We start from the raw sequence: 11,709 nt of genomic DNA on the forward strand, positions 1-11,709 counted from the left end.
GCGTGCTGCAGATACAGCAATCCGGCAATGAGCCGTGGCGGCGCGGCGGGCCGACCCGTCGGGGAGGCAAAGAGCTCACTCCACTCGCGCTCGAACACCGACCAGTCGATGCGAGCTGCCAGTTTCACCAGCGGGTGACGCGGATCGATCAGGTTAGCCAGCTCACTACGGAAGAGGTCGTCCTGCGGCGTGTGCCGCTCGTCCCGAGGCCCCATCCAACACCGTCCGTTATTGCAGGGAAACTGCCCTTAGGATACCAAAAACCGGCAATTTCAGAAGGCCGCGAAATGCCGTAACCTACCCCACATCAGTGGGTTGCGAGTTTTTCAGCGCCGACTAGGTAGGCATTCTGTCTAACTTGGGTTCTTCTAGTCCATACCAGGGATCGAGGCAAACTACGGTCCCGTTCCTGCCAAAAGCGACGCACACGACGAAATGTCCGCCACCATTAGGCCAGCCGACACGGGTGATCAAGGGGAACTCCCCGCCGCGGAGAAACTCACCCATGTCCTTCTGGAGCCCGGTGCTGGCCGGCAGGCCGACGAGGTCCAAAGTGCTCGCGAGCGCTTTGTAAGAAGCGGTTCCGTCACCTTCGTTGTAGCCGTTTGGGAGTAACGCTGCGATCTGTCGAACGCGCGCTTCACCGCCTATGGGACAATGCTGACGAACGATGCGCTCGATCATGTAGACGCATGCCGGGCCACACGAATCCTCGCGTCTCTGCAGCCAAATGAAATGTGCGTTGCCATTGGTGTCTGTCGCGATCAGTTCGGACATTGAGGCGTTCTCCGGTGGCGGCTCTCCGAGCTAGCCGATTGTCTGTTCGCCATTGGTGTTCGTCGCGGACTCCCCTTACGGGTGAGATGATGGTGAGATGCCATAGCGCCCGCACCTGTCCATCTACACCAACGTTATGCTTAAAACTCCATACGTAATCCAGCGTTGACGCTGTATTTGGATTCCCGTTCATGTCCCGCCAACCAGTCGATGAACACGAATGCCGAACGGCCACGCGCAAACTGTGCGGATACCCCCGCGCCGACGTTGAAATAGTCACGGTCGGGCTCATCGGAGCGGATGCGGAAGGTGGTGCTGCTCGGGTCATTAACGAACCGCGCCGCCATGCCGCGGCTGTCGTCAGCAAATTGATGCTCCCACCCCAACCGGGCGGTGGGGAGCACCACACCGAAGGATGTGGAAAGCGCGTAAGTCACCTGCGCGGCCAGCTCGGAGGTCAGGGAATCCGTGCTCTGGTCGTCGATCTCTAGAAGGGATCCCGAGCCCGCAACAGTGGGATTCGAGGGTGACTCTCGATAACCGTCGATCTCCGCTTCCAGGTAGACGAGGCGGCCCTGCAGTCCAATGGTCCATGCGCCGCGATTGATGTCATATCCGGCGTCGAGACTCACTGTGTACTGCTCGCCGTCAGGGTCGCCCTCGGCAGTGAACGACCCCCCGCCGACGTTGAGCTCGCGCGAGGTGTCGTAGCTGTTAAAGCCGTATGAAACCACCGCATCCAGATAATAACCGCGCTTCTCGAACAGCGTCGCATAAGCCGATAGGCTGATGCCCTCGCTGTCGATACCGCCAGAATCCGCGCGTAGGTCGGTGTCGCTGCGACTGTACCCTACCGAGCCGCCGACGAAGAATGTATCGCTTATGCGATAGTCAGACCCTACCGTGATATTCCAGCTATCGGCATCGTAACCTGACTCGCGGCGTGTGCGGTCACGCTCGCCTCGCGTGATATTGCCGTTTGCGTAAACGCTCCACCGGCTGAATCCGGCGCCTACCTGATCTCCCGCTCCGCCGCCGAGGGCCTCATAGGCGGCGGCTTGCAGCACTTGGCCGGGCATCGCTTGCCCATCAATGCTGATGTTTAGACCCGAGAGGTCCACGCCTGGCGAGCCCGCGCGTAGCTTGGCGACTCGCTGATCGACGTTGGAGAGCTGCCCACGAGCTGTGCTCTCGGCGAGTCGACCTTGGGTGAAAAGCTCGTCGTGTGCGAGTTCATCGAGCAGCGGTCCCGCCGACGAGGAGGACTGGATGGTGCCACAGGTATTGAGCAAGTCCTCGTTTCCATCCGTCCGTTCCGAGGGAGGCAGAGCGATGATGGCATCGCAGGCATCCGTTACCGCATCGGCAACAGCCCGCTGCGTTGGCGTGAGCCCCTCGACATCGATCGCGCTACTCGCCGTCACTGACACTGGTATTTCTGTGGTGTTGCCGGGTTCGCCGTCGCCCGAGCCATCGCTGACGGTAATCGTGCCTTCGAACGTTTGGTCCGGCACCGCCCCGGCTGGCACGTCAAAGGTAAAGGTTACACTGCCATTGGTCCCGTCTATTACCTCGGGGCTGACCGTGCCAATGTTCGTGGCGATGCTCAGCGGCGCGGTTTCGTCGCTAACTGTGAATACGGACTCCACTGTCGTTCCGGGTAAGCCGTTAACGCTCAGGCTTTGCGGTGTTTCGGGCGGCGCGGTGTCCACGGCCTGATCGTCGTCAAGGATGGTGAAGCTGTTAGGTATGCCGGGTACGGGGTTGCTGAGTTCGCCTGTGCATGTGTTGTTGGTGACCGTCGGCGTGACCTCAGCCGTTTCATCGGGTTCGGGTGCCAGATCGTCCTGTATCGCCACCGTTGTCGATGCCACGGCCACCTGCTCACCGGCCACAAACGTGCCGCCCTCAAAATTCAGCACGAACGAGCCCGGCACGTAGTCCTCGTTCACACCGGCATCGCCGCCCGTGCCGGTGAGATCTCCCTCTATCTGACAGCTGTCCAAGCCGAACTCTGGATCGGTGCTCTCATTGGCGAACAGCCCAACCCTTACTTGTAATGTGCCCGCGCCTTCCTCCACGTTGCTGGGCAACCCATCGACGACACGTAACTCGGCGCCGTTCGCGCTCGTGCTTATGCCGATGGCCAACAAGACGCCGACCATGCCCCTTCGGGCGATGCTTCCCCGCGGCAGCCAGCGGCGTTCGCAAACGTCAGGGGATATACTCTGTTCCATGGCACGCGAGCCTTTCATTATTGATGAACAGGGTACACGACCCGGACGCGCAGCAACGACGTCATAGGGAGGCGTTGTGCTCACGCCCTCTGAATTACTCTGAGTATTGACAAGGGATACGCGAATGCAAGCGATCGCGCTCAAATCTAAGCGCTAATGGGGGTGTGTGTTGCTACCGCTCATCTAGTCCCTTTCACGCAATGATCGCGTGCCGGCGGTAGAGGGCGCTTGCTGTCGCCGGGCTAGGGCATCACGGTAACTTTGGTTTGGCTGGGGGCGACTTGGCTACCGGCCGGATGGTTGGCGTTACTGCCATTGTGCGCGGTGACACTGAGGTGGTGGGCAACCTGCTGGCCCTCGACCTTGACCTTGGAGCTGCATTTCTTAAAGCGCACCTTGCTCATGTTCACGTTGGATTTCACGCCGCCGATGGTGCCCGGTTCGTCACCCTGAGACCGCGGCATCTCGGATTTCTTCGTGCACGCGGGCTTGTTGGCGAACTTGACCTTGCGGCTGGTCTTGGTCGCCTGCATGACCATACCGATGTTGGGGTAGGGAACGGGCACCGGGGACGGCGAGGGCGGTGCGGGGGTCTTGCAGACGTCGGGAAAGGCGACACAGTTGCCGCCCTGCTTGGTGGAAGCCGGCATCATGGCATCACGCTCCTAGCCTAGGTTGATCTGATCGGCTTTGAGCTTAACGTCGCGCTCCGCCTTGGAGTATATGCGCTCGGCCTTATGGTGGCTGGTGCCGCGCACGAGCGAGCGGGTGCGTCCGGCAGTGAGCTGCCAGAGCTCGGCGACCCGGGTATAGGCGTTACGCAGCCGCGTTGAGAGGGTGTTGGCGCTCAATGCCGCGGTCTCGGTTCGCGCCTCCACGCGTTCGGCGCTTAGGCCCCAGGCGCGGGTCTCCGTATGGTGGAGTTCGCTGTGCTGGTGGATGCTCTCAGCGGCGAAATGCAGCTCGGTGTTGCGCAGCTCGCTGCGCGTCGGTCCGAGGCTCAACCGCGGCAGCAGCCGTCCGGCCCGCCCGAGTGCCGAGAGCACCACGCCGAGGCCACCGCGGGCCTCCACGATGGCCGGGCTGTGCAGCTCAATGCCTTCGGTGGCTATACAACGCGCCTTGCCATGCGTCGCGACCAGCTCCAGATCGCCATGCTCGGCGGTGAAGCGGGTGACGCCGCTGGCCGTGCGCAAGACGCCAATGATGTAGAAGGCCCCGTGATGGTTTCCGATGACGAGCACCTCGTCGCCGACGGCTGGATGGTAGCCGGGTACGGCGCACGTTGCGCCGATCGATTGGGCGTTGAACGCCAAAGTCGGCTGACCGCCCTCGAAGTCGGTCACGCGAGCGGGGCCGAGGTGGTGGCCGGCGTCGGAGAGCGTTACGGCCAAGTCGGATTGCGACTGCATGTCACACCTCCTCTTGGGTTCTCGGGGGGCGCCACGTCTCCGCGTGGGCGCGCTCCGGGTCGGTACCGTGGACATTGTGGCGATTGGCGCCATCGAAGATGGCGCCGCGGTCGTCCAGGCGATGGGTGACTGCCTGCTCCAAATCCGCGTTGCTGAATACCGCGCCGGTGCATATGACCTGGGCGAATACGCTGTAACGCGCCTGGACTCTGGAGAAATCGGTGTCGATGCAGGTGGCGCCGTTGAATTCTGCGCGCTCCAGGTTCGCCCCCGCCAAGATGGCGCGCGTCAACTCCGCCTCCGCGAAGCGGGCCATGGGCGCGTTGATTCCGCGCAAATCGGTGCCGCCCAGATGAGCGCCCGAGAAATCGGCGCCTGTCGCCTCCGCGCCACGGACGCTGGCGCCGGTCAGATTGGCGGCGCTCAAATTGACGCGAGACAGGCTGGCGCCGTCCAGTGTCACGCCGGTGAGGCTCGCGCCTTCCAGGTCGCAGTCCGTGAGCTCGAGGGCGCCGAGGTCCAGCCCATCCAGGCAGCCGCCCTGCAGATTACAGAGCACGAAGGAGTTGTCGCCGAGCTGGGCGCTTCGAAGGTCCATGCCGGCGAGGTCGACGGCCTCGAACCGCGCCCCGTGGAGCCCGGCGCCGGCCAGGTTGGCCCCTTGCAGCTCACAGTACGCAAGCCGTGCCTGGCGGAGCTCCGCGTTGCTTAGGTCGGCGTCAGTCAGGTCCACGCCGTCCATGAGGGTCTCGCCGAGGTTTGCGCCGGGCAGCTGGGCGCCGGCGAAGATCGCGTCGCTGAGATCGCAGCCTGCCAGGTTTGCGCCGTTTAGATCCGCCTCAGTGAAATCCATCGCGGCCAACCCCCGCCCACGCAGGTCGGCGCCCGGCAACCGACAGGCGACGAAGGCGTTACCGGCGAGCCGGCAGTCGTCCCATCGTGCCTCGCTGAGATCGCACCCCTGCAGCACGGCCTCACGGAGATCGCTGCGATTTAGGAAGGCGTGGGCGAGCGAGCAGTCGAGCCACTGCGCCTCACGGCAAAGCGCGTCGCTGAGGTTCGCTCCCCTGAGTTCGCACCCTTCGAAGCGGGCCTCGCTCAGGTCGGTAGCCGAGAGGTCGCCGCCGGCCAAACCGCAGCGGTAGAAGCGGCAGGCGGTAAGGGCTAAGCCTCGGAGGGATACCTGGGTAAGGTCCATGTCCTCGAAGGTGGCTGCGTGAACTCGCGCCGAGTGGCATAGCGTCCCCGTCAACGGGGTTTGTCGAAACGCGGTGCCTACTAGGACCGCGCCTTCAAGGTCGCTGCCCTCGACACGGCAGCGCTCGAAGACCGTATCCGCTAGGTTGGCGCGCCGCGCCGTCGCCTCCGAAATCCGGCAATCACGAAGACGGGCATGGCTCAGATCGGCCTCGTCGAGGGTGACGCCGCCCATATCGGCGTTCTCCAGGCTGACCTCGTTCAGGTTGCACCCGTTCAGGCGGGTCTCGTGCAGGCTCAAGCTGCCCTGCGTGGTATCCTCGACGTGCTCCATAAGCCGTGCCGCGAGGGTGTCGCCGTCCATGCCCTGTTGCAACGCCGCCTGGACGAAGGCCGAATGATCCTGGGTCATGGGCGCGGTGTGGCCCCGCAGGCGTGGCAACGTGCTGCCGCTGAGATCAGCCCCGCTTAGGTCACAGTTGATGAGGGTTGCGTCGGCAAAGTGGCTGCCGTGGCAATGACCTCCGGCCAGTGAGCAGTCGCTGATCACCGCGCCGCTGAAATCCGCACCGTCCAGGTGAGCGCCGTCGAGGCGTACGGCCCGGAGGGTGGCGCCCGCCAAATGGGCCTTGGTGAGTTCGGCGCCGGACAGGTCCATGCCTTCCAAATGGTACCCCTCGCAGGACTTGCCGCGCGCCACACGCTCAAGGACCTGGTCGCGGGTTAGCCGATGGTTAGGGGTTTCTTCGGTGGTCATGGCGGTGCCGCGAATTGGGTCATGGCTAGGTTGGTTTCCTGCATGTCGGCACCGGAGAGGCGGCTGTCTAGGAAGTCCACGCCGTAGCAATTTGCGGCGCGGAAGACGGCTCTACCGCAATCCGTGCCTTCGAGGATGCCCTCGAAGAGGTTAGCCGATTGGAAACGGGCTCGCTCGCAGCGTGCCAGGGTGAAGTTGGCCGAGCGCAGGTCCGCAGCGGTGAAATCCGCGTTGGCGGCAGCGGTCTGCACGAAGTTGGCGCCCGGAAGATCAGCGTAGGCGAAGCAAGCATCGGCCACCGTGGCACCCTCGAATACCGCCTCGGCACCGGTGGCACCCCGCAGATTGGCCCCACGCAGGTCGGCACCGTCGGTAGCCCGCCACTGCGTGATACAGGCACCGCTGAAATCGGCGCCTCGAGCCGACAGGCCATCGAGTTGCGTTTCGGTGCAGTCGGCACCGGAAAACACCGCCGCGTCGGCTTGGGCGCTCGATAAGCAGGCCCCCGCCAGTGACGCCCGCCGAAAGGAGGCCTGCGTCAATACCGCGTCGGTGAAGTCGCTGTTCGCAGCGGCCGCGTCGTCGGCACGGGCGGACCGTAGGTCGGCACCGGTGAATACGGCCTCGCCGAGGTCCGCCTCGCGTAGATCGGCGCCGGTCAGCTCGGCCGCCGTGGCGTCCGCCGCGTTCAGCCGCGCGCCTTGGAGATTCGCCCGGGCTAGCCGGGCCTGTGAGAGGAGGGCTTCCTGCAGGTTCGCGCCAGGCATTTCCGCGTCGATTAGGTCGGCCCGGCTGAATACGGCCGCCACGGCAGCACAGCCGTCGAGGGCCGCGCCGCGGATCACGGCGCCGGTGAAATCGGCGGCCATGGCCACCGCCCCGGTGAGGCGACAACCGTTCATCGTGGCGTCGCGAAACGTCACGTTGGTGCAGTCGGTGTGTGCCAGTTGGCCTCGCTCCATCGCGGCGCCGTTCAATACAGCGCGGCATAGACGGGCCCCGCTGAGGTCGGCGTCCCTCAGAACGGCTTCGGACAGGTCTGTGTCGCTGAGGTCACCACGACGCAGGATTGCGCCTTCCAGTCGGGCGGCGCGTAGGGGGCAGCCGCGGAAGGCGGCGTTCGTGAGCTCCGCACCGGTGAAATCGCTGCCATCCAGCCGAGCACCACGAAAGTCGGCCGCGCCGAAGGCGTGGTGCGAGAGATCGAGTCCGCGCAGATCGGCACCGGTGAGGGGTTCACTTGCGTCGGTCGCCGCGATGACCTGCTCGCGAGTCCAGCGGTGCGACTCATTGGCTTCGGCCTCGCCGCGTTCGCGATCCGCTATGTCAGCCAGCAGGCGCTCGGCTTCGGCCTCCACCTCCGGGTCGAGCGGTGGGGTCTGTTGAGCCGATTCCGCCTCGGACGCCGTGTTGGCGCGTCGCAGGGCATCGATCTGCTCAGCCAGCTCGTCCGTTAGGCCGCCCGCTGCCAGTTCCTCAGGCTGTTCTTGCGTTGGGTGTGACGCCGGCGACTCGGTGGTCGGTGCGGCCGGCGCTTCGGGCTCGAATACCGCCTCACGGGCCGCAATGGCGTCTTCGACGACGTGCTGGTAATCGGACAATGCCTGCCAAGGCTCGTCTAGGCGCTCGCTCAGTATCGCGAGGCGCTCGATGTCACGGGCCTCGAAATCCACCACCGATGTCACCCCACGCCAGACGAGCTCCAGTGTGCTTGCGTCCGCGTCGATGGCTAGGGTGTCCAGGTGCATTGGGAGGAATTGCGTGTCCCCTTCCTTATCCTCACGCAAGGCAACGACCCGCAGGCCGGGCAGCTGCGTTCGGTGCAAGCCGTGCTCCGGATCGAGACCGGTTAGGGTCACCGGCTCGTCGCCGCGCAGGAAACCGGGAAACCGCTGATCCGGTGGCGCCGCGTTGAAGAACCGCCAGTCGAAGTCATCCGGGAACCCCGGCCAGTGGCTGTCCAAGTACTCGCCACCGTATGTCCCTAGACAGCGCACGCGTGGCTGCCAGTTGGGCGACAGCGGTCCAAAACCGGCCGGTGGTGGACGGTCGGTCGGGCTGTTGATGGGGGCGTCCAAATACTCGATGTTCGGCAAGGCGTCGCCGCGTGTGCCTTTGCCCACCGGGTTGCGGGGCTCATCGGGGCCGCCGAAGGCGTTGGCATAACGCAGCGGCATCTGGCTAATGGGCTCCGGCTCCGTGATCGGCTGGCTGACGATGCCCCGTTGAAACCGGCGGGGCCCGAATACGGCGAGGGATTTATTCCAATCGCCGATCTGCAGCTCGGCCCGTAAAGCGGGGCGCGCGCTAGCGTCGGCTGGCGCATAGGCCGTGCCGCGCAGCAGGACCTCACCCAGCGGTTTGTAGGGCACGACGTCGGAGGCGTGCTCGAGCTCACTGATGTCGTCCGGGCCTTTGGGAAGGGGGAAATCCCCCAGCGGCAGGGGCGGTTCGTCCAGCGGCCGCAAACCACCGTCCGACATCATCTCGAAACCGGCCTTAACCACCAGTGTGAGGCGATAGTCACCGGCGCGAGCGCACCAAGTGACCATCGCCACGCTGAATTCGGTAAGATTTTCGAGCTCCACGAATCACGGCCCCAAGTGGTGCTAGCGTTTTTTGACGCTGAGGTTGTTATGACTGATGCCGCCGGAGATGTTGACGGTGGCGTCCGCGGCGACGTTGATGTTCTTCCCGGAGACGGTTACGGTCTTATCCGAGCTCACCTTGATATCGCCGTCCTTACTGATGGTGATCTTCGCGCTGCCCGCCTTGATCTCGGCACCGTCCTCTTTTAACTGGACCTGCGCGTCAGGCGAGCTGTGTTGTTTAATGCCGTTCTGGCGCGAATCCGCCTGCTTCTCCATGGCACTGGCGCGTGCTGCGCCAAGCCCCATCTGCCCGAAGCCGCTAACAAGCCCGGAGAGGACACCTTCATAGTTTGCTGACAGCTTGTCCATGGGGTCCTTTTGCGCCGGCGCTTCGTCCAACTCCGGTTTCTCAACCGGGCTTGGCGTTTGAGCATACTGACTCCCTAAGGCAACGAGGCTAGAAATCAGACTTGTCGCGGGCGCAAGGAGGGGGCCCTTGCCTAGGTCCGAGACCTCGGAGCGGCCGAGCCCGGAAGCCGAGTAGCTGAGTGTTAGGGCGTTACCTTTTCCGTTGATGAGGGCCTCATCGTCGCCGCCGCCGAGGATCCAGACATTCTGGCCGCCTTCAACAGTGGCGTCTTTCTTCGCGGAAACCGTGTTGTTCGCGTCTGTTTTGGCGTACTGCGATTCGCTCGAATAGGAGAACTTCTGTCCGTAGTTCGCTTCAAAAGCATGGTTTACCGCCACGCTCGTCTTGCTTCCGAGGTAAGCGCCGAAGTTATCACCAACCGTCAGGCTCAACTTGGATCCGGCATAACCACTGGTCTCATGGCCTACCTGGGCCTTCGCAGTAGTGCCTGCCTTGAAGTCATACCAGTTCTTGTTGGTCAGCATGTGGATGCTTTCCCGCATGATCATGCCCGAGCCGCTCGGCGACCACAGGGAGAGCATCTCGCCGACCGAGTCGAGCAATACATGGTTGCCGAACTTGTCGGTGATCTCGGTGTGCTCTTTGCCAGGTGTGCCGTCCATCTCCAGCATGTTTCCGCAATCCTGCTTGATTCGGATGAACTGCTTACCGGCATCGCCTTCCCAGATCATGTGGTTGTTGCCGTAGTCCCTAAGGACGCTCTTGGTGCGATGCGTGGGCAGCTCCAGCGGCGGCATGTTGTCGGCATTGTAGATCCGACCAGTGATCAGCGGGCGATCCGGGTCGCCCTCGAGGAAACTGACCACCACCTCGTGCCCGATATGGGGCATGAACATGCCGCCCCAGTTTTTGCCCGCCCAGTTCTGCGACACACGCACCCAGCAAGAGCTGTTCTCGTCGCTTTTGCCCTCGCGGTCCCAATGAAACTGGACTTTCACCCGGCCGTACTTATCCGTCCAAATGTCCTGCCCTGACTTGCCTACCACCACTGCCGTTTGCGGCCCGTAGACCCGCGGCTTGGGCGTGAGCCGGGGCGGGCGATAGGGCGTACGGGCATCCATGGCAGTCAAGCTGCAGCGGTAGAATTCGTCGCTTCCGATGTCACCGCCAGTGTCCATTGGGTCGGACTCCGCATGATGGCTGACACTGGTGATGAGGTATTCCAGGTTTTGGTCGTCACGGGGGTGGTTGGTCAGCGTGGTCAGCCCGCCGGCAAACAGCCCCCGCGGATTGCCTTCGCCGTAGGCGATCTGGTGGTCGGCCTGCTGCTCCTCGATACGGATCTGACTGTAACGGTCCCCATGATCAACCTCGGTGTAACCACCCGGGTAGTCGTAGACCTCATACTCCGCATAGGCATGTTCGCGTGCCATGTTGGCGACCGTTCGGAGGTTTTTCTTGGGGGCCTTGAAATCGTAGGCGTTCAGCGCGTAGGCGCCAGGCTCCACGTGCTGTCGCAGCTGCCAGTCCCAAAGGTATTCCGCTTCCCGCAAGGCGCGTTGCTCGTCCGGCGGGTAGTAGGGGGTCTCCTCATAACCGGCGCACGGGGCGTGAGCATCGTAGCCATCCGCCAGTACCAGGACATGGTGACTCTTGTCGTGGCGGAAGAAGAAATAGATCCCCTCGTGCTCCATCAGCCGCGAGACGAAGGCCAAGTCGCTTTCGCGATATTGGACGATGTACTCGAAGGTTTCGTAGTGGCCTGTCAGCGACTCCTCGAAGTCGGTGAAACCGTGCTCGCGAAAGACCGCTTTGACGATGTCGGGTACGGACTGATCCTGAAAGATGCGACAGTCGGCCGTGCGGCTGAGAAACCATAACCAGGGCACCACTACCGCTCGGTAGCGGGCGAATTGTCCGTCATAGCCGTATTGCCCGAATTGACGGACGAATCCGTTGAAATGGCGCTCGCCATCCGCGAGATCGATGGTGATGGTGACATTCTGGCCTAAGAGGTCATTGGGGGTGATAAGTCCATCGTCGCTTAGTAACTCCAATTCTAGGCGGAAAGGCTGGCTCAGGTGCTCCTCGCCATCCAGGCGGCGCACCAAAAGCGCGTTCTCCCCGAGGGGGGTGTCCAGCCGCAGGTGACGCTTCGACTGCATGAGGGTCCTTGTGGGTGTCGCCATGGCCAACCTCTCCACCTAGCGCCGTCTGTCTCGCGGGCGCAATTAACGGTCACTCCAGATAGGCCGAACCGATTCCAGGGTCTCGCGGGCGCCATTGCGACTGCATGCTTGCCGCCGCCTCTCCCGTCGGTACGACCGGCAAATCCTGGCGTCCTGACATGGAACCGGCCACTACTCGG

Annotated in this window: 7 protein-coding genes and 1 pseudogene; all 8 read right to left on the reverse strand. The window is 63.3% G+C overall.

The window, feature by feature from the left end:
- Window positions 1-215, reverse strand: a pseudogene (locus tag ACQ754_RS05490) (IS5/IS1182 family transposase); the annotation flags it as partial.
- A 121-nt stretch (window positions 216-336) separates the two neighbouring features.
- Window positions 337-777, reverse strand: coding sequence for a cysteine peptidase family C39 domain-containing protein (locus tag ACQ754_RS05495; RefSeq protein ID WP_440996001.1), 441 nt, complete (start codon window positions 775-777; stop codon window positions 337-339).
- Between the two features lie 140 nt (window positions 778-917).
- Window positions 918-2,942, reverse strand: a complete 2,025-nt coding sequence (locus ACQ754_RS05500) for an autotransporter outer membrane beta-barrel domain-containing protein (protein ID WP_440996002.1) — start codon at window positions 2,940-2,942, stop codon at window positions 918-920.
- 314 nt (window positions 2,943-3,256) lie between these two features.
- Entirely contained in the window at window positions 3,257-3,667 is a 411-nt protein-coding gene (locus ACQ754_RS05505; RefSeq protein ID WP_440996003.1) for a DUF4150 domain-containing protein, read from the reverse strand.
- 12 nt (window positions 3,668-3,679) lie between these two features.
- Window positions 3,680-4,426 carry a DUF3540 domain-containing protein gene (locus tag ACQ754_RS05510; RefSeq protein ID WP_440996004.1) on the reverse strand — a complete coding sequence of 249 codons (747 nt, stop codon included), beginning with the start codon at window positions 4,424-4,426 and terminating at the stop codon, window positions 3,680-3,682.
- Between the two features lies 1 nt (window position 4,427).
- Window positions 4,428-6,380: a pentapeptide repeat-containing protein gene (locus tag ACQ754_RS05515; protein WP_440996005.1), complete on the reverse strand. Its 1,953-nt coding sequence runs from the start codon at window positions 6,378-6,380 to the stop codon at window positions 4,428-4,430.
- Window positions 6,377-8,968, reverse strand: coding sequence for a DUF2169 domain-containing protein (locus ACQ754_RS05520; RefSeq protein ID WP_440996006.1), 2,592 nt, complete (start codon window positions 8,966-8,968; stop codon window positions 6,377-6,379). Before ACQ754_RS05520 ends, ACQ754_RS05515 begins: the two co-directional genes overlap by 4 nt.
- A 21-nt stretch (window positions 8,969-8,989) precedes the next feature.
- Window positions 8,990-11,530 carry a type VI secretion system Vgr family protein gene (locus tag ACQ754_RS05525; RefSeq protein WP_440996007.1) on the reverse strand — a complete coding sequence of 847 codons (2,541 nt, stop codon included), beginning with the start codon at window positions 11,528-11,530 and terminating at the stop codon, window positions 8,990-8,992.
- Between the last annotated feature and the right edge of the window lie 179 nt (window positions 11,531-11,709).

The sequence above is a fragment of the Arhodomonas sp. SL1 genome, from assembly GCF_052060015.1.
Taxonomy (GTDB): Bacteria; Pseudomonadota; Gammaproteobacteria; order Nitrococcales; family Nitrococcaceae; genus Arhodomonas.